This window comes from Pseudomonas sp. NBRC 111131 (assembly GCF_001320525.1).
Classification (GTDB): Bacteria; Pseudomonadota; Gammaproteobacteria; order Pseudomonadales; family Pseudomonadaceae; genus Aquipseudomonas; species Aquipseudomonas ceruminis.
The window spans coordinates 220,144-243,852 of sequence record NZ_BCBH01000003.1; the positions used below are offsets into that span (position 1 = coordinate 220,144).

At 63.4% G+C, this 23,709-nt stretch carries 22 protein-coding genes; 6 read left to right on the plus strand and 16 right to left on the minus strand.

The window, feature by feature from the left end:
- The first annotated feature begins 13 nt into the window (after positions 1–13).
- A complete protein-coding gene (locus APH34_RS04675) occupies positions 14–742 on the plus strand; it encodes an aspartate/glutamate racemase family protein (protein ID WP_054900014.1) in 729 nt (242 codons plus the stop codon).
- Positions 743–834: 92 nt separating this feature from the next.
- Here the strand turns inward: APH34_RS04675 and APH34_RS04680 are convergent, their stop codons facing one another.
- From APH34_RS04680 to ccmA, 16 genes are all read right to left on the minus strand, one after another.
- Positions 835–2,025, minus strand: coding sequence for a D-amino acid dehydrogenase (locus tag APH34_RS04680; RefSeq protein ID WP_054900015.1), 1,191 nt, complete (start codon positions 2,023–2,025; stop codon positions 835–837).
- 45 nt (positions 2,026–2,070) lie between these two features.
- A complete protein-coding gene (locus tag APH34_RS04685) occupies positions 2,071–2,733 on the minus strand; it encodes a histidine phosphatase family protein (protein ID WP_054900016.1) in 663 nt (220 codons plus the stop codon).
- A gap of 236 nt (positions 2,734–2,969) precedes the next feature.
- Entirely contained in the window at positions 2,970–3,308 is a 339-nt protein-coding gene (locus tag APH34_RS04690; protein WP_054900017.1) for an FKBP-type peptidyl-prolyl cis-trans isomerase, read from the minus strand.
- 73 nt (positions 3,309–3,381) lie between these two features.
- Positions 3,382–3,789 (minus strand): GFA family protein, encoded by a 408-nt coding sequence (locus APH34_RS04695; RefSeq protein WP_054900018.1) that lies wholly within the window; start codon positions 3,787–3,789, stop codon positions 3,382–3,384.
- Positions 3,790–3,866: 77 nt separating this feature from the next.
- Complete coding sequence (locus tag APH34_RS04700; protein WP_054900019.1) at positions 3,867–4,655, minus strand: PhzF family phenazine biosynthesis protein; 789 nt, start codon at positions 4,653–4,655, stop codon at positions 3,867–3,869.
- 50 nt (positions 4,656–4,705) lie between these two features.
- Positions 4,706–5,644: a 2-hydroxyacid dehydrogenase gene (locus tag APH34_RS04705; RefSeq protein ID WP_054900020.1), complete on the minus strand. Its 939-nt coding sequence runs from the start codon at positions 5,642–5,644 to the stop codon at positions 4,706–4,708.
- 136 nt (positions 5,645–5,780) lie between these two features.
- Positions 5,781–6,200: a hypothetical protein gene (locus tag APH34_RS04710; protein ID WP_054900021.1), complete on the minus strand. Its 420-nt coding sequence runs from the start codon at positions 6,198–6,200 to the stop codon at positions 5,781–5,783.
- Between the two features lie 12 nt (positions 6,201–6,212).
- Positions 6,213–7,403 (minus strand): c-type cytochrome biogenesis protein CcmI, encoded by a 1,191-nt coding sequence (ccmI, locus tag APH34_RS04715; RefSeq protein ID WP_054900022.1) that lies wholly within the window; start codon positions 7,401–7,403, stop codon positions 6,213–6,215.
- Positions 7,396–7,872: a cytochrome c-type biogenesis protein gene (locus tag APH34_RS04720; RefSeq protein WP_054900023.1), complete on the minus strand. Its 477-nt coding sequence runs from the start codon at positions 7,870–7,872 to the stop codon at positions 7,396–7,398. The genes ccmI and APH34_RS04720 overlap by 8 nt, the downstream gene beginning before the upstream one ends.
- Positions 7,869–8,405: a DsbE family thiol:disulfide interchange protein gene (locus APH34_RS04725; RefSeq protein ID WP_054900024.1), complete on the minus strand. Its 537-nt coding sequence runs from the start codon at positions 8,403–8,405 to the stop codon at positions 7,869–7,871. Before APH34_RS04725 ends, APH34_RS04720 begins: the two co-directional genes overlap by 4 nt.
- On the minus strand, positions 8,402–10,375 hold the full coding sequence (locus APH34_RS04730; protein ID WP_177337012.1) for a heme lyase CcmF/NrfE family subunit: 1,974 nt from the start codon (positions 10,373–10,375) through the stop codon (positions 8,402–8,404). The genes APH34_RS04725 and APH34_RS04730 overlap by 4 nt, the downstream gene beginning before the upstream one ends.
- 11 nt (positions 10,376–10,386) lie before the next feature.
- Entirely contained in the window at positions 10,387–10,842 is a 456-nt protein-coding gene (gene ccmE, locus APH34_RS04735; RefSeq protein WP_054900026.1) for a cytochrome c maturation protein CcmE, read from the minus strand.
- Complete coding sequence (gene ccmD, locus APH34_RS04740; RefSeq protein ID WP_054900027.1) at positions 10,839–11,015, minus strand: heme exporter protein CcmD; 177 nt, start codon at positions 11,013–11,015, stop codon at positions 10,839–10,841. Before ccmD ends, ccmE begins: the two co-directional genes overlap by 4 nt.
- The gene (locus tag APH34_RS04745; RefSeq protein WP_054900028.1) at positions 11,015–11,779 is read right to left on the minus strand and encodes a heme ABC transporter permease; all 765 of its coding nucleotides are present in this window, start codon (positions 11,777–11,779) and stop codon (positions 11,015–11,017) included. Before APH34_RS04745 ends, ccmD begins: the two co-directional genes overlap by 1 nt.
- Positions 11,780–11,825: 46 nt before the next feature.
- Positions 11,826–12,503 carry a heme exporter protein CcmB gene (gene ccmB, locus APH34_RS04750; RefSeq protein ID WP_371263294.1) on the minus strand — a complete coding sequence of 226 codons (678 nt, stop codon included), beginning with the start codon at positions 12,501–12,503 and terminating at the stop codon, positions 11,826–11,828.
- A complete protein-coding gene (ccmA, locus tag APH34_RS04755; protein WP_054900029.1) occupies positions 12,491–13,123 on the minus strand; it encodes a cytochrome c biogenesis heme-transporting ATPase CcmA in 633 nt (210 codons plus the stop codon). Before ccmA ends, ccmB begins: the two co-directional genes overlap by 13 nt.
- A gap of 129 nt (positions 13,124–13,252) precedes the next feature.
- On the opposite strand from ccmA, the gene APH34_RS04760 reads away from it, so the two are divergent.
- The 5 genes from APH34_RS04760 (at position 13,253) to APH34_RS04780 (ending at position 23,691) form a co-directional block, all read left to right on the plus strand.
- Complete coding sequence (locus APH34_RS04760) at positions 13,253–14,809, plus strand: flagellar hook-length control protein FliK (protein WP_054900030.1); 1,557 nt, start codon at positions 13,253–13,255, stop codon at positions 14,807–14,809.
- A complete protein-coding gene (locus tag APH34_RS04765) occupies positions 14,806–15,150 on the plus strand; it encodes an EscU/YscU/HrcU family type III secretion system export apparatus switch protein (protein ID WP_054900031.1) in 345 nt (114 codons plus the stop codon). The genes APH34_RS04760 and APH34_RS04765 overlap by 4 nt, the downstream gene beginning before the upstream one ends.
- Positions 15,151–15,209: 59 nt before the next feature.
- Entirely contained in the window at positions 15,210–17,933 is a 2,724-nt protein-coding gene (locus APH34_RS04770; protein ID WP_054900032.1) for a dermonecrotic toxin domain-containing protein, read from the plus strand.
- A gap of 114 nt (positions 17,934–18,047) precedes the next feature.
- Positions 18,048–20,795: a dermonecrotic toxin domain-containing protein gene (locus APH34_RS04775; protein ID WP_054900033.1), complete on the plus strand. Its 2,748-nt coding sequence runs from the start codon at positions 18,048–18,050 to the stop codon at positions 20,793–20,795.
- A 100-nt stretch (positions 20,796–20,895) separates the two neighbouring features.
- Positions 20,896–23,691 (plus strand): dermonecrotic toxin domain-containing protein, encoded by a 2,796-nt coding sequence (locus APH34_RS04780; protein WP_054900034.1) that lies wholly within the window; start codon positions 20,896–20,898, stop codon positions 23,689–23,691.
- The last annotated feature ends 18 nt before the right edge of the window (positions 23,692–23,709 follow it).

Genomic DNA, 23,709 nt, shown 5'->3' on the forward strand with positions numbered 1-23,709 from the left:
AGGAAGCCTGCCCATGCGTATTCTGATCGCCAACGTCAATACCACCGAAGCCATCACCGAGGCCATCGCCGAACAGGCCCGCAGCGTGGCCTCGCCCGGGACCGAAATCGTCGGCCTCACCCCCTGGTTCGGAGCCGAGTCGGTGGAGGGCAACTTCGAGAGCTACCTGGCCGCCATCGCCGTCATGGACCGGGTGCTGGCCTACGACGGCCCCTACGATGCCGTGATCCAGGCCGGCTACGGCGAGCATGGCCGCGAAGGCTTGCAAGAGCTGCTGAACGTGCCGGTGGTGGACATCACCGACGCCGCCGCAAGCACCGCGATGTACCTGGGCCATGCATACTCGGTGGTTACCACCCTGGACCGTACCGTGCCACTGATCGAGGACCGGCTGAAACTGTCCGGGTTGTATGACCGCTGTGCTTCGGTACGCGCCAGCGGGCTGGCCGTGCTGGAGCTTGAGGAGGACCCGCAACGTGCCGTGCAGACCATTGCCGAACAGGCAGAGCGCGCGGTGCGCGATGACAAGGCCGAAGTCATCTGCCTGGGCTGCGGCGGCATGGCTGGGCTGGATGAGCAGATTCGCCAGCGCACTGGGGTGCCGGTGGTGGATGGCGTAAGCGCGGCGGTGACCATTGCCGAGTCCCTGGTGCGACTGGGGTTGAGCACGTCCAAGGTACGCACTTATGCCACGCCAAGGGCGAAAAAGGTGGTGGGCTGGCCAATGCGGTTCGGGCGATAAGGCGCCTTTACCGGCACTGTCGCCGGTAAGCCGAACCCCACAGGTACCTCAGCGCGCAGACGGCTTGTGGTTTACCTGTGGGGCCAGCGCGGTCAACCCATCATCCTGGCCAACCGCTCTGCACTGCCACACGCCAGGGTGAACCCCAATGCCCCATGGCCCAGGTTCACCCACAGGTTTCGATAAGCTGTAGCCCCAATGATCGGCACCCCGGTAGGCGTCGCCGGCCGCATCCCCGCCCACTCCACGGCCTGCCCGTAATCCGCCGCATTCGGCAACGTCTCAAGCGCCAGCCGGCGCATGCTTTGAAGCCGACGCGCATCCACCGATTCGTCGAAACCGACGATATCCACCATCGCCGCGACCCGCAGTTGGCGGTCCAGGCGTGCATAGACGATCTTGCGCTCGTAATCGGTAATGCTCACCTCAGGCGCACGGTGCTTTGGCGCAATCGGCGCAGTCAGGCTGTAACCCTTCAGCGGATACACCGGCAGGTGCATGCCCGGTAACCCCAACCCCGCACTGCGGTGGCCTGCACACAGCACCAGCCGCTGCACATCAACCCGCGCCTCGCCCACCTGCAGGGCAACGACCTGGTCGGCGTGTGCGAGCAATCGCGTCACTGGCCTGCCAAGCAGGAACCGGCACTGCCCGCAGGCGCGCAGGCGCTCGGCGAGGCGTTCACAAAAACGGTGACAGTCGGCAACCTCCTCGTCCGGCGTCAGCACACCGCCAATGAACGGTACGTCGGCCAACGTCGGCTCCAAGGCTCTCAGGTCGGTGCCGTCAAGCACCTGTTGGTTGGCCGTGTCGACGTGTTCACGCCCGCGGGCAAATGCCCGTTCGCTGCGAAAGGCAACCAGTTTGCCGTTACGCCTCCAGGCGAAATCCGTCAGGCCATCGTTTTCACGCCAATGCGCCAAGGTCGCCTGACTGTGCAGCGCCAGCTCCAGCAGTTGCGCACCGTTGCGTCGATTGACACTGCGCCGGCACGCCCCCATGAATGCCATCAACCAGCGCCATTGCGCCGGGTCCAAGCGCAAACGCAGGCGCAGCGGCGAATCACCTTGTAGCAGCCAGCCCAGCGCCTGCCAAGGCACGCCGGCATCGGCCAACGGCGCCACGTAGCGGTAAGACAACTGCCCGCCGTTGGCAAAGCTGGTAGCTGAAGCCAGGCTGTCGCGCGCCTCGATCAGTTCAACCGACTGGCCCTCGCGCACCAGCGCATAGGCGGTTGCCAGGCCAATCACCCCGCCGCCGATCACCGTCACCTTGTGCTTCATCCGTTACCCCTGTTTCAGCGTTCATGCCAAGACAGTAGCAGCCGATCAGGTCGGGCAGCTATGCTCACCGCCGTTCAGGCCCTGGCGCAGGTTACGGCTCAGCAGGCTGGCCTTGCCGTCGTGCCACGTAAGGGTCAGCACGTACAACGTGTCGAAATCGTCAGCGTTCCATTCTTCGGTGATCACACGCTCATCACCCAGGGCTTTGTCGGCCACCGCGTTGATCAGCTCGGGCAGATAGCCATGGGACCAGGCGGTATAGACAGTCGCATTGCGGTACTTGTCGCTCAGCAGCTCTTCGGCGAGTTCATCAGTGTCGTCGGCGCCAAAGTCGATGTTTACCGGCAGGCCCAGGCGAATGGCGCTGGGGGTGATGGTCATCAGTGGGCGGATGTAGCTGTAGCGCTGGTCGCCACGGCCTTCCTCGACATGGCGCGAAGGGTTGGCAGCGAAGACATAATCGGCCTTGCCGAAGCGTTCCGGCAGCAGTGTAGCGAGGTCCAGTGCACGGTTGAGGCCTTGGCAGTTCAACTGCCCCAGCCCCTCCCCCGGCTTCTCGGCATGGCGCAGAAAGACCAGGGTCTGGGTACCGTCGACCGGTTGGGCCCGGCTTTCGACCACCGCCAGGGCCAGTGGCACAGCCGCAGCGACAAGGGCCAGGCTCAGCAGCAAGGGGCGACGGCGTCGAAAGAACGATGGCAACTTCATGGAGGCAGGCTCTTGTGGCAAAACTATCGGGTTGACCCGCCACATCGCCCGGCGGTCGAAGCCGCAGCGCATCCTTGTAGTGTGCGCCATCCCTGGCGACGAGTAGGCCTCAGAGTGCCCTCAACCCGTTTGGTTCCTCCCTGACGGTGAATGCCGGTCCCTGTGCAAGGGTTACAGTAAGGCCTGCGCGTTGCCGATTTATTGCTTGCTCAAACAAGGACTGGGCCATGGCTGGCTCAATCATCCCGCGTCAGCACTTCCAGCAGCTCAATTTCAAAGGTCAGGTCCGCATTCGGTGGGATAGCCCCCACACTGCGTTCGCCATAGCCCAGGTGCGCCGGCACCTGCAGCTTGCGCTTGCCCCCTACGCGCATGCCCATCAGGCCTTGGTCCCACCCCTTGATCACGCGGCCGGTGCCAATCACGCACTGGAACGGCTTGCCACGCGACCAGGACGAGTCGAACTCGCTGCCATCGGCCAGCCAGCCGGTGTACTGAGTGGTGATCAGGGCGCCTTTGACGGCGGCTTTGCCGTCGCCTTCGACGAGGTCGATGATCTGCAGTTCGCTGCTCATGGGCATGCTCCAACGATGAATTTCAAGGGCGCCCTTTTCTCAGGAATACCGCGGTTTGGCAAGCGGGCCTGCTTCAACCGAACTGGTCGAACGCTTCTTGCCCCGTCAGCTCCTTGGTCTGGTTGGCAAAGCAATACCAGGCAGGCCGCTGTTCCACGAAAATCTGCAAGTCGAAATCCCAGGCCTCGTCGCCGTCGAGCAGCCCCACCGGAACGGCATAGCCGTCATTGGCCTTGAGCCGGTAATACAGGTGCGTACCACAGCGCCCGCAAAAGCCGCGCTGGGCCCAGTCGGAGGAGTCGTAGACACTGGGCGCGCGGCCCTCGACCCGCGGCGGCTGGCTGCAGTGCACCACCAGCAGCGGACCACCGGTCCATTTACGGCACATGCTGCAATGGCAGGCGCTGATGTGGGTGTTGTCGACGGTGACGTGCAGCGTGGTATCGCCGCAAAGGCAACTGCCGTGCTTTGAAAGGCTCATGGTGGGGCTCCTGGCAAGGAATGGGTGGGCAAGTATAGGTCGCCCTGCGACGAGTGCCGGAGCCCCCTGCGGGGCGGTCAGATGAACACGCTGCCGCGCAGGTACAACACCGCCCGCCCACTGATGATCACCCGGCCGTTGCCCGGTACTTCACAGTACAACTGCCCTTTGCGCGCACCGCCCTGCTCGCAGCTCAGGACGCTCTTGCCCAAGCGCTGCGCCCACAACGGCGCCAGCGACGTGTGGGCAGACCCTGTGACCGGGTCTTCGTTGACCCCGACGCGCGGGCCGAACCAGCGGGTAACGAAGTCAAAACCGCGCCCTGGCGCAGTCACGGCGATACCACGGACCGCAAAGGCCGACAGAGCGACGAAGTCAGGCTCAAGCGGGTCGAGCAGCGCGGCATCATCGATCACCACCACGTAATCGTCGGAGCGATAAACAGCCGTCGCCCCGCCCAGGCCCAGCGCCTTCAGCAAACCGGCCGGCGTGTCCACCGCGACCGGCTGCTTGGCCGGGAAGTCCATGGCCAACAGGCCGTCGCCGCTACGGCTGACACGCAATTCGCCGCTGCGGGTAGCAAAGCGCAGCACCTGGGCCTGTTCGCCCAGGTGCTCGAACAGTACATAGGCCGCGGCCAGGGTAGCGTGGCCGCACAAGTCGACCTCGACCGCAGGCGTGAACCAGCGCAAATCGAAGCCTTCGCCATTGCGCACGAAGAAGGCGGTCTCGGACAGGTTGTTCTCTTCGGCAATACGCTGCAGCACGTCATCCGGCAGCCAGCTTTCGAGTGGGATCACCGCCGCCGGGTTGCCACCGAACGGCTCAGCGCAGAAGGCATCGACCTGGAAAATCTCGAGTTGCATGCAAACACTCCTTGAGGCCCGGCCAAGGCCGGGCAGAATCGAAAGCGACGTTACGGGTGCACCGGCGTGAGTACCGCTTCACCGGCAAAGAACGCCTGCAGATTGCGCAGGACCAAGGTGACAGTGTCGCGCGCAGCCTCGGGCGACTGGCCGGCCACATGCGGGGTGAGCACCGTGTTGCCCAGCGCCTTGAGCGCAGCGGGCACAGCCGGTTCGTCATCGAATACATCCAGCGCTGCACCGGCAAGCTGGCCACCCTGCAGCGCAGCGATCAATGCTTGGGTATCCACCACGCTGGCGCGGGCGATATTCACCAGATAGCCCTCGGCACCCAGCGCGTCGAGCACCTGCGCATCGATCAGATGATGGGTGTGGGGGCCACCAGGGGTCGCCACGACCAGGATGTCGACGGCATCGGCCAGGTGCAGCGGGCTGTCGTACCAGGTGTAGGGCACGTCCTGACGTGGCGTGCGGCTGTGGTAGCTGATGCTCATGTCAAAGCCCAGATGGGCCCGCTTGGCGATGGCCTGCCCCACTGCGCCCAGGCCAAGGATCCCCAGGCGTTTACCACTGACCGAGGGGCTGATGACCCGGTTCCATTCCCCACGGCGGGTGCTGGCGTCGGCACGCGGGATGTCGCGCAGCAGTGCCAGCAACAGGGCCAGGGTATGGTCGGCGACTGCGGCGGCGTTGGCGCCGGCTCCATTGGTGACGGTAATGCCACGGGCTGCAGCAGCAGCCAAGTCGACCTGCTCATAACCGGCACCGATCACGCAAATGATCTGCAAGTTGGGCAAGGCAGCGATTTCAGTGGCGGTCAGCCCCAAGGGGCCGCGGGTGAGCACGGCATCGATTTGGCCGGCATGGCGCTGGATGGCGCTGGCGCGCATCTGCGGTGACGGTGCGCGGATGAGCTGGTAACCGGCCTGCTCGAGTAACGGCAGGTAATCGTCGACGGTTTCTACCAGTACCAGGACAGTCTTGCTCATGCCACCTCCTTGAAATTCAGAGGGGCATTATGCGGAGTCAGTGGCCAGTACAGTCAATCGGTAAAACGAAGCTCAACTGTACTGTATTGGTACGAAAACGCCCGCGCCGCGAGGACGCGAGCAATGCCCCACCGCCCTACTGTGCGAATGCTCGGCCCAATCCGCCCGGCACACCGCTGCTGTCGGTCTCCTGCCAAGGCCCGTCCGGGCTCAGCGACCAGCTCCAGCCATTGTCATAGCGGTAATAGGTGCGCTGACGGTAGAAGGTGTTGGGTTTTTTCTCCAGCACGTAAACACCGAGCTTCGGGTCCCAATGACTGGCCCCGCCCGGTGGCGGCGCGAAACTGGCAGAGGTACGCGGCATTGGTTTGGGAATGGCCGCCGGCTTGCCCGGTTGGGTTGCAGGCTGCTCGCCGGGCAATGGCTTGACGACTGGCCCCTGGCGTGGCGGCACGGTTTCGATCGGCGGCGACGGCTGCTCGTACGGCTCATGCACCGTACACGCGGACAAACCCAGGGCCAGGGTGATCAGGGTCAGGCGGACAGTGCTGTGCATGGCAGTGTTCTCTTACAAGTCTGGGCTGTCGATGGTCAGGTGCTGGGTAGTCTGCGTGCTCGTGGCCAGCGGCGCGCCTTGGCCAATCCATTCACCGTGGGTGGGCTGGCCCGCCCGAGACACGCGTGCCACCAGTTGGACTTCGGGGAAGTCCGACAGTTTCATCTGCGGCATCATCGCATCGGCATCGGACAGCTCGACCTCGAGCGGCAACTGCGCCACCGTCACTCGCTTGGCCGCCACAGGCATTGGCGGGCCGTTGCTGGCGCGGGCGAAAATGAACACCGCGTCGTCCGGCCTGACCTTGTCCTTGAGCGCAGGCGCAAGTTCCACCCGCACGTTCAGGCGCGCAGCGAAGGGCGCGGCAAGGGTGCCGCCGGTGTTGCCAAGGCGTTCCGCTGCACGGTCGATGCCACCTTGCAGTGCCGCCCGCGAAGCATCGCCCTGGGGCAGTTGCGCCAGCAGGCGCTTCCAGTAGTCGATCGCTTCCTGGTAACGCTCCCCTTCGAAGGCGGCAATACCGCGCAGGCCCAGGCTGGTGACTTCATTCGGGTCGGCTGTGAGCGCCTCGTCGGTCAGCGCCTGCACCTGCGCGCTCCATTGCTTGTCGGCAGCGAAGTACAGCGCCTGCGCCCACTGCCCAAGCAGCTCCGGCTGGCGACCGGCCAAGGCCACCGCCCGCTCGTAGGCACGCGCCGCATCGGCAGGGCGCTGTTCGGCCATGTAAGCGCGGCCGAGGAAATACAGGCCCTCGGCAGAGTCCGGCTGCGCCTGGACGGCACGTTCCAGGCGCGTGGTCATTTCTTCCATCGACGTGGGCGCAGCCGCGAATTCCTGGGTCAGCTCGACCTTGTCGGCGGCCCCAAAATGCAGGTACAGCCCTAGCGCCATGAGCGGCACCAGCACTGCCGCCAGCAAGGGCAGGGTCTTACCCAGGTGCCCTTGGCGGGGGGGTTCGCTGCCTTCGGTATCGGCCAGCAGTTCACGCGCTGCCTCATCGCGGCCGCTGGCCAGTTGATCGTCGTCGAGCACACCGGCGGCCTGCTGAGCGGCCAGTTCAGCGACACGCTCCTGGTACAGCGCCACGTTCAGGGCGGTGCGGTCTTCTTCCTGCTGAAGGCGGCGGCCACGCAGGATCGGAATCAGCAAAAAGCTGAGGGCGGCGAGCAGCAAAAGGCCCGCACTAAGCCAGAATTCAGTCATGGGTCTGTTCTTTTTCCAGCAGTTTGGCGAGACGCTCGCGTTCTTCGGCGGACAACTGTTGCGCGCCTGGGGCGACTGGAGCGCGGCGGCGACGCACGATCACGGCCAGTACCACGAAGCCACCGGCCAGCAAGATGCCCGGGCCAAACCACAACAGCCAGGTGCGCCCGCTCAGCGCGGGTTTGTAGCGCACGAAGTCACCATAGCGATCGACCATGAAGTCGACGATTTGCTGGTTGCTCTTGCCCTCGCCGAGCATGCGGAAAATCTCCCGGCGAAGGTCAGCGGCGATCGGTGCGTTGGAGTCCGCAATGTCCTGGTTCTGGCACTTGGGGCAGCGCAGTTCCTTGGTCAGTTGCTGATAACGCTCGCGCTCGGCCTGGTCGCGAAACTGGTAGGTATCGATGGCCGCCCTGGCCATGCCGGCAAGGCTCAGGCCTAGCACAACGGCTGCCAGCCAGCGCTTCATGGCTTGGCCTCATCAACCAGGCCCTGGTACAGCGGCGCCAACTGCTCACGCCACACGCTGGCATCGACGATGCCCACGTGTTTGTAGCGGATGATGCCCTTGGCGTCGATCAGGAAGGTTTCCGGCGCGCCGTACACGCCCAGGTCCAGGCCCAGGCTACCCTGCTCGTCGCGGATGTCCAACTGATACGGGTTATGGAACTCAGCCAACCACTTCACGGCTGCGGCATTGTCGTCCTTGTAGTTGATGCCGTGAATCACCACACCTTGTTCGGCCAGCTGATTCAGGTACGGGTGCTCGACCTTGCACGACGGACACCAGGTGGCCCATACGTTGACCAACGCCGGGCGGCCCAGCAGGTCAGCCTGGGTAAGGTCACGACCACCCTGGGTAGCGGCCAGCGCAAACGCTGGGAACGGCTTGCCGATCATCGCCGATGGCAGCTCGTCAGGCTTGAGGAACAGCCCTTTGTAGAGAAAGACGGCCACCAGCAGGAACACCGCCAATGGCACCACCATGATCCAACGCTTCATGCAACTGCTCCAGACACGCCCAAGGCATCACGCACCCGGGTCTTGACCTTGACGCGGTAACGCCGGTCGAAGGCCGCCAGCAAACCGCCCAGGCCGGTCAGCAGACCGCCCAGCCAGATCCAGCGAACGTAAGGCTTGATGTGCACACGCACCGCCCAGGCACCGTTTTCCAGCGGCTCGCCCAGGGCGACATACAGGTCACGGGTAAAACCGGCGTCGATGCCGGCCTCGGTCATCATCGACTGCTGCACGGTGTACAGGCGTTTTTCAGGGTGCAAGGTGCTCACTTCACGGCCGTCGCGGCTGACCACGATGGTGCCCTTGTCGGAGATGAAGTTAGGCCCTTCGAAGTGCTTGGCCCCCTGGAACAGGAAGTGATAACCGCCAAGTTCCACACTCTCGCCCGGCGCCATGCGCAAGTCGCGCTCGGCGCTGTTGTTGCTCGACAGCACGACGCCCAGGGCACACACCGCCAGGCCCAGGTGCGCCAACTGCATGCCCCAGTAGCTGCGGGGCAGCCCGCGCACGCCTTTGGCCAGGCCCTTGTGGCGGGTTTTGTCGACAATGTCGCGCAGCCCGCCGAGCACTACCCAGGCGGCCAGGGCGAAGGCGCTCAGGGTCGGCCAGTCGAAATCGTCGACAATGAAACCGGCGATCGGCGCCAGCACAGCGCTGCCAATCAATACCGGCGTCATCATGCTGACCAGCCACTTGCCGGGAGTGTCCTTCCAGCGCACCACCACACCCACCCCGAGCACCACCATCAACAGCGCCATGAGCGGCAGGAACAGTGCATCGAAGTAGGGTGGGCCCACCGACAGCTTGGCCCCGGTGAGGGCGTCGAGTACCAGTGGATAGAGGGTGCCGAGCAGAATCATCGACGCCGCCACCACCAGCACCAGGTTGTTGGCCAGCAGCAGCGTTTCGCGTGACCACAGGGCAAAGCCCACCTGGCTCTTGACCACCGGAGCGCGCAGGGCGAACAAGGTCAGCGAGCCGCCGACCACGAACAGCAGGAAGATCAGGATGAACACGCCGCGCGACGGGTCGGCGGCAAACGCATGCACCGACGTGAGCACACCCGAGCGAACCAGGAAAGTACCCAGCAGGCTCAGGGAGAAGGCGGCAATTGCCAGCAGCACGGTCCAACTCTTGAACACCCCGCGTTTCTCGGTCACCGCCAGTGAATGGATCAACGCCGTGCCCACCAGCCAGGGCATGAACGAGGCGTTTTCCACCGGGTCCCAGAACCACCAGCCACCCCAGCCCAGCTCGTAGTAGGCCCACCAGGAGCCCAAGGTGATGCCCACCCCCAGAAACGCCCAGGCGACGATGGTCCAAGGCCGCGACCAGCGTGCCCAGGCTGCATCCAGGCGCCCGCCCAGCAACGCGGCAATGGCAAAGGCAAAGGCCACCGAGAAGCCTACATAACCCATGTACAGCATCGGTGGGTGAACGATCAGGCCGATGTCCTGCAACAGCGGGTTGAGGTCGCGGCCATCGGTTGGCACTTGTGGCAACAGGCGCTGGAACGGGTTGGACGTGATGATCAGAAAGCTCAGGAAGCCCACGCTGATCATGCCCATTACCGCCAGCACCCGCGCCAGCATCCCTTGCGGCAGCTGGCGCGAGAACACCGACACGGCAAAGGTCCAGCCACCGAGGATCAGCGCCCAGAGCAGCAACGACCCCTCGTGCGCGCCCCATACGGCACTGAACTTGTAGTACCAGGGCAAGGCGCTGTTGGAGTTGCTGGCCACGTAGGCGACCGAAAAGTTGTCGGTCATGAAGGCGTGGGTAAGGCAGGCAAAGGCAAAGGCGAGGAAGGCAAACTGCCCCCACGCCGCTGGGCGCGCCAGGCTCATCCACAGGCTGTCGCCGCGCCAGGCGCCGAGCAGCGGCACCGTGGCCTGCACGGCAGCGAAGCAAATGGCCAGGATCATCGCCAACTGGCCAAGTTCGGGGATCACCAACGCCGCGTTCATGGCTTGGCCCCCGTGCCAGTGGCTGCCTGGCCGCTTTCTTTCAGGGCCTTGGTGACTTCCGGCGGCATGTATTTTTCATCGTGCTTGGCCAACACTTCATCGGCCACCACCACACCTTCGGCATTGAGCTTGCCCAGGGCGACGATGCCCTGCCCTTCGCGGAACAGGTCGGGAAGAATGCCACGGTAGGTGATCGGCACCGACTTGCTGAAATCGGTGACCACAAAGCGCACGTCCAGCGAATCGGCCGAACGCTGCACCGAGCCCTTTTCGACCATGCCGCCGGCACGAATGCGGGTGTCCAGGGGGGCCTCGCCATTGGCGATCTGGGTGGGGGTATAGAACAGGTTGATGTTCTGCTGCAGGGCGCTGAGGGCAAAGCCGACGGCAACCGCCACCCCTGCCAGCAGGCCGAGGATCAGGAACAGGCGTTTCTTGCGCTGCGGATTCACTGCTTGTTCTCCCGGCGCAGACGGCGCGCCTCTTCTTGCAGGTAGCGACGGCGGGCCAGCAAGGGCACTGCGACATTGAGCGCCAGCACCGCCAGGCAGATGCCATACGCCGACCAGACATACAGGGCATGATGGCCCATGGCGAGAAAGTCACCGAATGAAGAAAAAACCATCACGCGGCCCTCCGGCCCAGGCTGTTGATCACCTCGTCCTTGACCCAGCTGGCGCGCGCTTCGCGCTTGAGCACTTCAAGGCGCATGCGCAGCAACAGCACCGCGCCGAAGAAGCAATAAAAACCCAGTGCTGTGCACAGCAGCGGCAGCCACATCTCGGCCGGCATGGCGGGCTTCTCGGTCAGGGTGAAGGTGGCGCCTTGGTGCAGGGTATTCCACCACTGCACCGAGTACTTGATGATCGGGATGTTGATCACCCCGACAATCGCCAATACCGCACAGGCCTTGGCTGCGCTGTCCCGGTTGGTGATGGCCTGGCCCAGGGCGATGATGCCGAAGTACAGGAACAGCAGGATGAGCATCGACGTCAGGCGCGCATCCCAGACCCACCAGCTGCCCCAGGTCGGCTTGCCCCAGATGGCCCCGGTGACCAGCGCGACAGCGGTCATCCAGGCGCCGATGGGGGCCGCGCACTGCAGGGCGACGTCGGCCAGTTTCATCTTCCACACCAGCCCCACCACCCCGGCCACCGCCAGCAGCACATAGCAGGACTGGGCCAGCATGGCCGCCGGTACGTGAATGTAGATGATGCGGAAACTGTTGCCTTGCTGGTAATCCTGAGGGGCAAAAGCCAGGCCCCAGATGACGCCGGTGGCCAGCAGCAGAATGGCGGAAACGGTCAGCCACGGCAGCATGCGGCCGCTGATGGCATAGAACCATTTGGGGGAACCCAGTTTGTGGAACCACGTCCAGCTCATTTTCATCAGGGTACATCCAGGGTATTAGCCGGGCTTGAAAGCCCGGGACTCGTTATTCGCCGACGCTGATCTTCAGCCCGGCCGCTATTGCAAAGGGTGCCAGTGTCACCGCAAGGGCCGTCAGGCTCGCCAGCCACAGCAGGTGCCCGGTGGCGGGCATATTCTGCAACGCCGCCTGCAACGCGCCACTGCCCAGGATCAATACAGGGATATACAACGGCAGAATCAGCAACGCCAGCAGCAAACCACCGCGCTTGAGACCGACCGTCAGCGCGGCGCCTACCGCGCCGAGCAGGCTCAACACTGGCGTGCCCAGCAGCAGTGAGCCGAGCAGCACCGGCAGGCAATGGCTCGGCAAACCCAGCATCAGCGCCAGCAGTGGCGCCAACAATACCAGTGCCAGGCCGGAAAAGATCCAGTGCGCCAACACCTTGGCCAGCACCAGCAGGGCCAGCGGGTGCGGCGACAGCACCCACTGCTCCAGTGAACCGTCCTCGAAATCGCTGCGGAACAGGCCGTCAAGCGACAGCAGCACCGCCAGCAATGCCGCGACCCAGACCAGCCCGGGCGACAAGGTTTGCAACAATTGGCTCTGTGGGCCTACCGCCAACGGGAACAGGGCCACGACGATGGCAAAGAACACCAAAGGGTTGGCCAGCTCCGCCGGGCGGCGGAACAACAGGCGCGCTTCGCGGCGCAATAACAGAAGGAATACGCTCATGCCACCCATTGCCCCAGGTTCAGTTCGCGGTAGCCGGAGGGTTTGCGGTCAAGCGTGTGATGGGTGGTCAGCACCACCGTGCCGCCGCGCTCGCAATGGCCCGCCAGGTGCGCCTCAAGCTGCGCCACCCCTTGCTTGTCCAGCGCGGTGAAGGGTTCATCGAGGATCCACAACGGCGGGCTGTCCAGGTGCAGCCGGGCCAACGCCACACGGCGCTGCTGCCCGGCAGACAGGGTATGGCAGGGAACATCCTCGAAACCGCGCAGGCCAACCGCCGCCAGCGCGGCCCAGATCGCTTCGCTTGTGGCAGGCTGGTGCAACGCGCACAGCCAGGCGAGGTTTTCCTCAGCGCTGAGCAAGTCCTTGATGCCAGCAGCATGGCCTATCCACAACAGAAGGCTCGCCAGGGCATGGCGCTGTTCGGCCAAGGGTTGGCCGCCCAGCAGGATCTGCCCGGCAGTGGGTTGCATCAGCCCGGCCAACAAGCGCAACAGGCTAGTCTTGCCACTGCCGTTGGGGCCGCTGATCTGCAGCATGTCACCGGGCCGCAGTTCGAAATCCAGGTCTTCGAACAACAGGCGCCAGTCGCGCTCGCAGGCCAGGCCCACGGCTTGGAGGTGAAAGGTCACGGTTTCGCCTTATGCAGTGTCTCAAGTCGCCCCCCTCGCTGCCGTTACAGTGGCAGTGGCGGACGGCCGGCATTATTACACGCACGGCCCCTAAGCCAAGAGGGCGGGCTCGACAGGTTGTATACAATCATGACTGAAATCAATAGTCTCGGTGCACAAACCGCGATCAACCCCCAGGCGATCAAGGCGGCGATGACCGGTGAACTGCTGAACCTGAGCCAGGCGCAACCTGGGCTGCTCAAGCCTGGCGAGACGGCCCAGGCCGAAGTGTTGACGCTGCGCCAGGCCGGTAGCGAGTTTCAGTTGGTGCTCAAACTGATCCAGGCCAACGGCAACCAGAATCAGCTCCAGGTCACTACCAGCCAGCCCATCCCCCAAGGCAGCCAGATCACCGTCAGCCAGCCAGAAAGCAACCGCCTTGCGGTACTCGTGCAACAGGCCAATGCCAGCAACGTCACCGTTCTCACACAATTGGACACGCGCAAGGTGCCGGTCGGCACCCTGTTGCAAGGCAAGGTGCTGACCAACCAGGCGCTGGCCCAGCCCCCAGGCGCCGCCACCAGCTTCCGCGCCCTCGTGAGCTTGCTCAACAGTGCCCAGGCCGGCGCGATCCTGGCCATCGACAGCCCGCGCCCGTTGCCAGTCGGCAGCCTGCTCAGCGCGCTGGTACAAGGCGACCAGTCGCTGCGCTTCGTGCCGCTCAGCGGCCGCCAGGAGCAATTGAACATCGCCCAGCAGTTGCTTACCCAGCAGGGCCGTCAGGCTTCCCTGCCCGGCCTGCTCAACGCCTTGCAGCAAATGGCCGGCGACCCGACCAGCAACGGCGAGCTGCGCACCAGCGCCGAGCGCCTCCTGGCCAGCCTGCCGGACGCCCGTCAACTGGGTGACGGCAAAACGCTTGCGCAGGCGCTGAACAACAGCGGTGCATTTCTTGAAGCCAAACTACTCGGCGGTGGGGGCGCACCCGTGGTAACCGACCTCAAAGCGCAGTTGATCAGGCTGGTCGCCCAGGCTTCGGCGTATGCCCCGGCAAGCCCCGCCAGCGCTTCGACCACCCTGGCCCAGGCCTTGCCCGCCATGGCGCGCAGTGCGTTGGGCATGCTCGAACGGGCCAGCCCGAGGCAAACGCCAGGCGGGTTCCCGCTGCCCTCTCGGTTGCTGCAGGCCATGGAACACGAAGGTGACCTGCAACAGCTGCTGCGCCTTGCTGCGGCCGCCATCTCGCGCCTGCAAAGCCACGCCCTGAGCAGCCTGCAACAATCCGGTACGCTTGAAAACGGCAACCTGCAGACCACCTGGCAAACAGAAGTCCCGGTACGCCATGGCCTGGAGTTCATCCCGCTGCAGGTCAAGCTGCAGCGCGAAGAAACACAGCAGCAACAGGCCGACCGTGAACGTGAACAACAGGACCCGCTGCAGGCGGTGTGGCGTATTGACCTGGCCTTCGACCTGGCGCCGCTCGGCCCCCTGCAGGTCCAGGCGCAACTGAGCCAGGGCCGCTTGTCCGGCCAATTGTGGGCTGAACGGGAACAAACCGCGCAGCTGATCGACAGCCAGCTCGGCGCACTGCGTGAGCGCTTGCTGGCCCGGGGGCTGGACGTCGGTGACCTCCACTGCCACCCCGGCATTCCACCACAAGGGCCGCGCACACGTGTGGAACAACGCTGGGTGGACGAAACCGCATGAGCAGCAAACAACCGCGCCAAGCCATCGCCTTGAGTTACGATGGCCAGCAAGCCCCCACCCTCACGGCCAAGGGCGAGGATGAACTGGCTGAGGCCATCCTGGCGCTGGCCCGTGAGCATGAGGTGCCGATCTACGAAAATGCCGAGCTGGTGCGCCTGCTGGCTCGCCTGGAGCTGGACGAGCAGATCCCCGAAGCGTTGTACCTGACCATCGCCGAGATCATTGCCTTCGCCTGGCAATTGCGCGGTCGCGTCCCTGCAGGTTTCACCGACGACACCGCGCAGCCCCGTGACGTCAGCCCCACGCTGCTGCGCCTGCCCTGCGGTGGTAGCGTTACCTGACGCCGTTTGCCGCACAAGCCCTCCACCCTGTCGCCCTTCTTCGTTAGCAGGGTGACCTGATGCGTCCTATTCCGTACCACAGCCTGGCCCTGGTTCGCCGGGCCTTGAAATATTTCCCCCGCCCCGACCTGCTGGCCCAGCAGACACTGTCCGACTGGCTCACCGCGCAAGGTGCGGCGCATTCGCCGCTGCTGATCGACGTGACCACCTTCCACTACCGAAGCGAACCGGCGGGTGAAGGCCGTGGCCAGACCCACACAAAAGCGGTCATCACCCAGAAGATGAACCTGGTCGAAGCATTGTTGACCAACTGGCAGGGCGAGCCCGCCGCTGGCTATGGAGGCTTCCACTATGGCGACTGGGCAGGCTCGCCGCCGCAAGCCCCATTGACCATCGTAGAACGGCTGGAGCCCCTGGACCCGTTATCCAATGCTTCGCCTTACCAGGTGTTCAATGGCTTGTACACACGCAGCGAGCCTCCCCGCTACGCGCCGGATACGCGCTTGCCGATACGGGCAGAGGATTTTCAGGCCACCCTCTGGAAGTTGAATTTTCATACCCTTTTCAAACAGCAACTCGACCGCTACTGGGCTCACCACCAAGACGACTACCAACGGGCGATTCACATTGCCTTCATTGCCGCATGCAACCGGCAGGTCTTACAGGGCAGCCTATCAGAGGCCCAGCGCCGGCTGATCTGGCGAGCTGCAGGGTTGTTGCCCTACGGCGACCTCAGTGTCTCGATGCTGAACATATACGGCTACACCTCGACCGACATCCTGTACATCAGGCAAGGCAACGGCAGCGAGGTGGTGCTGTACATTCCAGGCAATGCTTCGCCCTTTCATGCATTCGCCGATGCACAGGCCATGAAGCACTGGTTGGCGCAACAATGCCAGGCTGCAGAAAAACGCAGTGCGCTGCTTGCCCATTTCGCTCGTGCCGACTGGCCCGACGGCCTGGAATACAGCGGCTTGATTACAGCCTTGCTGGGCCTGAGCCTGTACCCCAAAGCGCATCGTTTCAGCCCCCAGCACCCCGGCTTTGCCACCAGCGGCTTGTGGGAGCCGCAACAGATCATCGATTATCGCCCCGGCACCTACTCCCCCCCGATCATCAGCGATCTGTTCGAATACCTGACCTTGCAGCGCAAGCAACGTAGCTATGCCGATGCAGACAGTCAGATCACCAGCAACCATGAAATCGACAAGGCCCGCTGGGGCAACTACCTCAACCTGGCAACCGCCCTGCTTGCGCCTTTGGCAATCCTCTTGCCCGAGCTGGCCCCGTTGTTGGTGGTCGGTGGCCTAGCCCAGTTCGGCCTGGGCCTGGATCAGGCCATCAACGGGAGGGACCTGCAAAGCCGGGACGCAGGGGTTACCGAGCTGGCATTTGGTTTGTTCAACGCGTTGCCCGCAGCCGGGCAGGGCGTGGCCAAGTATGGCTCGGTATTTCGTTGTACTCGGCCAGGGTTCTTCGCCCCGGTGCGTCTTGCGCAACTGCTAGGCACGCCGGTTGGCGCTGCGCCCATCGCCGAAGCGATCGATTCGGTGGAACTGGCGTTCCGTGAGCAGGCGATCGTATCCAACAACTCCCTCGCAGCGGTGGTGGCGCGTATCGATGAAAATCTCGAGCACCGCTTTATGGCCTGGTTACAGACCCGTGAAGGTATGGTCGGCGAATGGGTCCACTATGAGTTTGCCAGTGACAGCTTCATCCGCTCACGTGATAGCAACTTGATTGCCCCCTTGCGCTGGCGGCTCGCCAATGCCGAGGACACCGCCCTGACCCCGCTAAGACAGCGGCATATCGCCACGCACAGCCAGCGCAGTACTACCCTCCAGGCGTTGGGTATAGACCTTGACCTGCCCGTCGACTATGCGCCTTATGCACAACTGCAACGCACACCGATCCCCAAAATCATCAGTAGCGTCTGGCTGGGCGACGCCCTGCTGCACGGTGAATTTCTCGAAGCCCTGGTGCACAACGTGCGTATCGCCCGCAGCAGTGGTTATCGCTACCAGATCCTGCTGTCACAACAGGAACCGCAGGTTTTCCAGCGCAATGTGCAGGTATTGCGCACGCGGGCCGAGGGCGCGCAACTGCTGCCCCTGGAGACTCAGGGCTTCTTTCAAGCGTTCAGCCGCTCACCGTATTACCGGCAATACCTCGCTGCCATCGAAGGCAATGGCGGAAGCGGCCGCAACTTTTCTTCCGCGTGCGATATCTTGCGCTACCGGCTGCTGAACCACTATGGCGGGCTTTACCTGGATGCAGACGATCGGCTGCTGGCCGCGAGCAAGGGCGAGCTCAGCCCCCCTTTGGCCAACGTGGCTCTCACGACCACGCATGACGGCCTGCTGTTCTCGCCGCCGGTGTCAAACGACCAGTTGGGCATGTACATCAAGTTCAATAACAGCATGATCGGCAGCCACCCCGCCAACCCAACGCTGGACGCGGTGTCCGACGAAATCCTGCGTCGCTACAGCTTGGCACCGGACTTCTACGACAGCCGGCCAGACCCTCGCCAAGCGCCACTGCCGTTTCAGGGCTATGCCCGGCGCCTTAACCTGATCAGCGGCCCCGGTGCGCTCAATGCCGTCGTCGACGAACGGCTGCCACTGCTCAGACAGCTGCGCGAGATCTGTCACCTGCTGGTGTCACCGGTCTACGACATTCACGCAACACTGAATCTGGGCCGGTTCCATGCCGTGTTGCGCGAACACGCCCCGCTCGACCGCATTGCCCGCATTGGCCGTGAGCACAGCTGGACACTGACCTGAACCGGCTGAACCCCACAGCGCGCCGCGCGCCATGAGGCCTCTCCTAACTATGTACCACCCGGTAACGGTGCGCTCGGCGACCCTGTGGGCACACTTGCTCACAGGGTCATTTCAATGCATAACCTTCCCTCACATCCTCTCTACAACGTGCGCGAAACGCTGATCGGTTTCCCCCGCCCCGACCAACTCGGCCGCACGTTGCTCAAACAGTGGCTGGCCAAGTACGCGGTGCCCGTGAGCGTGGATGAGATCGATGTCGTCACCTTCCATTATCAGTACGTGCCACTGTCCGCCGGGCAACCAGCCCTCACCGCGCACGCTGTGCTGACGCAAAACTACACGCTGGTCGAAGCCTTGCTGAACAATTGGCAGGGAGAGCCTGCACAGGGCTACCTTGGCTTTCATGCCGGGGACTGGGCCGGCATTGCGCCGCAGGGTGCCCTCACGCTGGTCGAGCGCCTACAACCTGCCGGTATCGAATACAACAGCACTGGCTACCTGATTTTCAACGGTTTGTATCGGCGCACCGCCCCTGCCCGCTATGACGCCAGTACCCGTTTGCCCCTGCGCGCTGAAGACCTGCAGGCCTTCATCTGGGCACAAGACTTCAATCACGCCTACAAAGCCTCGCTCGACCTCTACTGGAAACGGCACCTGGCGCACTACCAGCAAGCACTGAAAATCACCTTCATCGCAGCTGTGAACCATCAGGTAAGCGAAGGCAGCCTGTCCGAACGGGGCAGGATACTGGCCTGGCAGGTGGCCGGCCTGATGCCGACCTGCAACGCTGGCGAGCGGTCCAACAGCCAGGTTGCAGTACTGAATGTCTATGGCTACAGCGCCACCTCGCTGCTCTGCCTGCAGGACATCGGCACGGGCCTGACGCTGCTTTACATACCTGGCAACAGCTCGCCACTGCACGAGTTCGCTGATGCCTCTGAGATGAAACACTGGTTTGCCCGCCAATGTCGCGACCCGGACAGACGCGAGGCGCTCAAGCACTGCTTCAGCCCTGCGGATTGGCCAGACGGCCTGGACTTCAGTGGCCTTGAAACGGCCCTCGCAGGCCTGGGCCTGTATCCGCACCCCCATCGATTCGCCCCCAGCCACGTCGGCTTCGCCACCAGTGGCGTGTGGGAGCCTGACTCGGTCATCAATTACCGCACCGAGCGTTACAGCCCGCAGATCGCCGGGGACCTGTTCCTGGCGCTGGCTTACCGTCAGCAGGCACGCGCTTACGCAGACGCCGATAGCCTCATCACCCGCAACGCTGACGTCACCAAGGCCCGCTTGACCAGCTACCTGCAAGCCGCCCTGACCCTGCTCGCGCCGGTCGCGCTGATGCTACCGGAACTGGCGCCGGTCTTCGCCATCGGCGGTGTGCTGCAGTTCGCCCTGGGGTTGGACAGCGTCCTGCATGGCAAGTCCCTCGACGAAAAAGTCGCGGGTGTGCAAAGCCAGGCCTACGGCTTGCTCAATGCGTTACCGCTGGTACCGGCCGCTGTGCATCGGCTGCCGAAGCTCTTCAGCTATCGCAGGCCGGGCTTCATCCCGGTGCAGCGGCTGCCGCGCTTTGCCAGCGATGCCCCGCTGCAACCGCAGGCCGAGCTTTCTTGTGCAGAGGCAGCGTTTCGCCCCGTAGAATTCGTCAGCCCGCCTCCCAGCGCTGTACCGCTCCCAGTCGCACGCTGGGTGGGCGCCGATCTGCAGCCGCGGTTTTCGGCACTCTTTGGCCAGGGCGAACAGCGCTACTTCGATTCGGTTTGCTACGAACTGCAAACAGACAGCTTCATCAAGGTCAGTGACCTGCACCTCGACGCACCCACTCGCTACCGCCCTTCCAGCGATGGAGAATGCCTGGTCCCGCTGGACCCACCGCAACGGGACGTGACCGCCGCCCAGCGTACTGCCACACTCAGACAGCTTGGCATCGAGTTGCAGTTGCCACTGGATGATGCGTGCTATGCCTCCCTACAACCTGCACCGTTGCCCAGGCGCATCAGCAGCGTCTGGGTGGGCACACGTGCCATCGACCCCCCCTATCTGGCGGCCTTGGCGCACAATGCCCGCGTGCTCCAAGGCAGCGACTTCCACTACGAACTGTTCCTGTCAAGCCAGCTACCCGAGCGCTATGAAGCCAACCTGGCGCTGCTCAATGCCCATGCCCCCGGGCTGAGGGTATCGCCACTTGAGAAGCAGCCCTTTTTCCAAGACTTCAAGGCCAGCCCCTACTACGCCCAATACCAGGCGGCAATAGACGGTAATGGCGGCGTGGCGACCAACTTCAGCTCTGCCTCGGACATCCTGCGCTACCGCTTGCTCAAGCACCATGGCGGCTTCTACATGGACGCCGATGACCGCTTGCTCGAACCCGCAGTGCCCGGCCCCTCGACACCGGCGCTCACGCGCGCAGTGCTGCAGACCACCCCGGACGGCCTGCTGCTGGCTTCACCGGTGTCCAATGATGAGCTGGGTATGTACATGCAATACAACACCAGCTTCATTGGCAGCCATGCCGGCAACCCCACCCTGGATGCGATATCCGATGAAATCGCCAGGCGCTTCGAGGCGGACCCAACGTTCTATGACTATCGCCCGGACCCCTTGCATGAGCCAGCCTCGTTTCATGAGTACAAACGCCGGCTCAACCAACTGACCGGGCCAGGGGTGCTGAACGCCGTCATCACCCAGCGCCTGCCCTGGCTCGCCCAACTTCGCGAAACCTGCAACCTGTGGATCTCGCCGGTGCGCGACAGAAGGCTGTTCATCAATGCCGAAAGCTTCGTTGAGCACTTGGATACCTTCACCCCCCTGGGTGATGTCGCCGAGATCGGCCATGTTCACAGTTGGCGGTTCACCTGAGGCGGCTGGGCGAACCTGCGACACGCGCATACTTAAATAGCGCCACCGCGCCCAACGCTCAGGCCACCTTAGCCAGCCCCCTTAGTCAAAGGTGACCGCCATGACCAACCCGTACGTGAATGCCAAGGGCGTGCAATATGTGCGCGACAGCCTCGTCGATTTTCCGCGCCCGGACCGAGCAGCGGCCCACGCCATCCGCCAGTGGGCCAACGAACAGTCCATCGACCTGAACCCTGACCGCGTCGACGCGGTCACGCTGCACTGCCAGTTCAGCCCCACGCTTGGCTGGGTTGCGCTCATTGTGCAGAAGATGACCCTGACCCAAGCGGTTCTCTCGAGCTGGCAGGGTGAGTCGGCCAACAACTGGCTGGGAGCGGCGTTCAATGCGCCTTGGGCCGGCGAAATGCCCAAGGGCCGGCTGACCATCGTCGAAACCCTGCGCGAACAAGGGCTGTTCGACTATCACGCACCGTATAGCGTCTACAACGGGTTGTTCAGCCACAGCGACAACCAGCCTTACAATGCGGATACGCATGTGCCCCTGGCAGCCGAGGCTTTCCAGGCATTTATCTGGACGCTGGACCTGCATGCGCAGTACACGGCAATGCTCGACACCTACTGGAATGCCAACCTGGAACACTACCGCATCGGCGCGAAGATCAACTTCATCGCCGCGTGCAACAAACAAGTGATCGAAGGCAGCCTCAGTGATGCCGGTAGAAAGCTGGCGTGGCAAGCGTGCGGTCTGCAAGCTTCGCCGGCGACGATGCCCAGTGACGGCAAGTCGAGCAGTAAACCCGGGGTGCGAGTCCGGCTGCTGAATGTGTATGGCTACACCGCCACTGACCTGCTGTGCCTGTACGACACCGTCAGCGGCCTGGTTTTGCTCTACATTCCGGGTAACGCCTCACCCCTGCACGAATTCAGCGACAGACAGGCCATGCTGGACTGGTTCGCCAACGAGTGTCGCGCACCGCGCACCCGTGATGCCCTGCAGGGGCACTTCGCCCTGGCCGATCGCGAAGACGGTCTGAGCTACAGCGGCCTTCACACCGCATTGTGCGGCCTGGGCAGCTACCCAGCGCCCTACCACCTTGACAGCAACCGCCCCGGTTTTACGGTGCAAGGCATCTGGCCCCCACAGGACTACATCAACTACAAGGCCAATCAATACAGCCCGCGGATCAAAGGCGACCTGTTCCTCACCTTGGCCAAACGCCAGAAACGGCGCAGTTACCAAGACGCACAGTTCATCATCACCAGCGACAGCGATGTGACCAGGGCCAAGTGGCTTGGCTACCTGAATTCAGCAATCAACCTGCTGGGCCCCCTAGCCCTGGTGGTGCCCGAACTGGCCCCGCTGTTTGCCCTGGGTGGCATCGCCCAGTTTGGCCTGGGCCTGGACCAGGCCATCCATGCCAAGAACGCTCAGCAGAAAGCCGAGGGCGTCAGCGCGTCGGTCTTCGGGGTGCTCAATGCAGCGCCGTTGATCACAGCCGGGCTGTCCAAGGCACCTGTGCTGCTGCGCTTCAAACAGGACGGCTTTGTATTGCCCAGCAGGGTCAACGACCAAGTCGGCTACCCCTTGAGCCCCATTACACCCCCTGGGCTACCGCTGGCCGACGTGGCTGATTATTTCCATATTCCAGAGCCCATTGCGCCTCTGCCGGGAGGCGACCCTGCGGTTGCTGGCGCAGTGGTCAGGACCCCTCGCTATGACGGGTCGCCCGACGAACTCACGGCGATGATCGGCGGTTATCAAGCGCCAGTGCTCTACGACATGGAGGCCGATGCCTTTCACCTGGAGAGCGACCTCAATGAGGTGGAGCCGACCTGCTACCTCGCCATTCCAGGCTCGATGAATCTGCTCGAGGTGGATGCGAGCACGCGTCAGGTTACCCATGAAATGCGCATGGCGACCTTGCGTGCGTTGGGCGTCGATCTGAAACTGCCGATTGATCTACCGGTCGTGCACACCGAAGGCCTGCGCCCGATCCCTAAACAGATCCTGAGCATCTGGGTTGGCGACAAGGTCATTGCGCAAACCTTGATCGACAATATAGCCAGCAATGCCCGTACGCTGCAGGAGACTCAGTATGCCCAGCGCCTGTACCTCTCCAGGGCCGAGCCGACGGCCTTTCAGGCCAACCTGCAGCGCTTGTCCGAGCACGCGCCCAGCGTCGAAGTACTGCCCCTTGAGGACCAGCCGTTCTACGCCCGTTTCAAAGAAAGCCCAAGCTTCGCCCAATACCAGGCAGCCCTCAACGGCAACGGTGGGGTGGCCAGCAACTTCTCCTCGGCGTCGGACGTTTTGCGCTATGCCCTGCTTGACCACGAAGGAGGCTTGTACATGGACATCGACGATACACTGCTGGCCCCTGGCGAATACCCGTGGCGAATGGACGGTGAACCCAGAGGCGTGCCGGGTGAGCGGCTGGACGACGTAGCACTCGTCACCCATGAGAATGGCTTGCTGTTGCACCCTCCAGTGTCCAACGAAAAAATGGACATGCACTGCCTGTACAACGGCAGCCTGATAGGCAGCCATGCGAATAATCCAACGCTCAAGGCAATCCTGGAAGAAATGCAGGTGCGCTATCGGGCAGCGCCAGGTTTCTACGACAGCAGGCCCTCTCTGCAAACGGACCCGGAAGCATTCTATCGTTATGCCAGGACGCTGAGCCGCCTCACCGGGCCGAGGTTGCTTACCGATGTGGTCGACCGTCTGTTGCCTGAGCTGGGCGTACTGCGCCAGATCGCCAACCTGTATGCGTTCCCCCGCACCCACTCATGGCAGTTCGTCGACCTGGCTGAGTTTCAGGCAGCGCAACGGCAGATGCTTGCGCTGAACCGCATTGCCAAGATTGGCGGATTCAACTCCTGGGCCAGGCCCTGAGCGGCACGCTCAACGAAA

Excerpts from the sequence above, each read along its gene's own strand:
- APH34_RS04705 (WP_054900020.1), bottom strand. The coding sequence starts at position 5,644 with ATGAGCAAGACTGTCCTGGTACTGGTAGAAACCGTCGACGATTACCTG.
- APH34_RS04775 (WP_054900033.1), top strand. The coding sequence starts at position 18,048 with ATGCATAACCTTCCCTCACATCCTCTCTACAACGTGCGCGAAACGCTG.
- APH34_RS04760 (WP_054900030.1), top strand. The coding sequence starts at position 13,253 with ATGACTGAAATCAATAGTCTCGGTGCACAAACCGCGATCAACCCCCAG.
- APH34_RS04720 (WP_054900023.1), bottom strand. The coding sequence starts at position 7,872 with ATGAAGCGCTGGCTGGCAGCCGTTGTGCTAGGCCTGAGCCTTGCCGGC.
- APH34_RS04770 (WP_054900032.1), top strand. The coding sequence starts at position 15,210 with ATGCGTCCTATTCCGTACCACAGCCTGGCCCTGGTTCGCCGGGCCTTG.
- ccmI (WP_054900022.1), bottom strand. The coding sequence starts at position 7,403 with ATGACTGAATTCTGGCTTAGTGCGGGCCTTTTGCTGCTCGCCGCCCTC.
- APH34_RS04780 (WP_054900034.1), top strand. The coding sequence starts at position 20,896 with ATGACCAACCCGTACGTGAATGCCAAGGGCGTGCAATATGTGCGCGAC.
- APH34_RS04710 (WP_054900021.1), bottom strand. The coding sequence starts at position 6,200 with ATGCACAGCACTGTCCGCCTGACCCTGATCACCCTGGCCCTGGGTTTG.
- APH34_RS04725 (WP_054900024.1), bottom strand. The coding sequence starts at position 8,405 with ATGAAGCGTTGGATCATGGTGGTGCCATTGGCGGTGTTCCTGCTGGTG.
- ccmB (WP_371263294.1), bottom strand. The coding sequence starts at position 12,503 with ATGGGTGGCATGAGCGTATTCCTTCTGTTATTGCGCCGCGAAGCGCGC.
- APH34_RS04700 (WP_054900019.1), bottom strand. The coding sequence starts at position 4,655 with ATGCAACTCGAGATTTTCCAGGTCGATGCCTTCTGCGCTGAGCCGTTC.
- APH34_RS04695 (WP_054900018.1), bottom strand. The coding sequence starts at position 3,789 with ATGAGCCTTTCAAAGCACGGCAGTTGCCTTTGCGGCGATACCACGCTG.
- APH34_RS04680 (WP_054900015.1), bottom strand. The coding sequence starts at position 2,025 with ATGAAGCACAAGGTGACGGTGATCGGCGGCGGGGTGATTGGCCTGGCA.
- APH34_RS04745 (WP_054900028.1), bottom strand. The coding sequence starts at position 11,779 with ATGAAAATGAGCTGGACGTGGTTCCACAAACTGGGTTCCCCCAAATGG.
- ccmD (WP_054900027.1), bottom strand. The coding sequence starts at position 11,015 with ATGGTTTTTTCTTCATTCGGTGACTTTCTCGCCATGGGCCATCATGCC.
- APH34_RS04690 (WP_054900017.1), bottom strand. The coding sequence starts at position 3,308 with ATGAGCAGCGAACTGCAGATCATCGACCTCGTCGAAGGCGACGGCAAA.
- APH34_RS04675 (WP_054900014.1), top strand. The coding sequence starts at position 14 with ATGCGTATTCTGATCGCCAACGTCAATACCACCGAAGCCATCACCGAG.
- APH34_RS04685 (WP_054900016.1), bottom strand. The coding sequence starts at position 2,733 with ATGAAGTTGCCATCGTTCTTTCGACGCCGTCGCCCCTTGCTGCTGAGC.
- APH34_RS04765 (WP_054900031.1), top strand. The coding sequence starts at position 14,806 with ATGAGCAGCAAACAACCGCGCCAAGCCATCGCCTTGAGTTACGATGGC.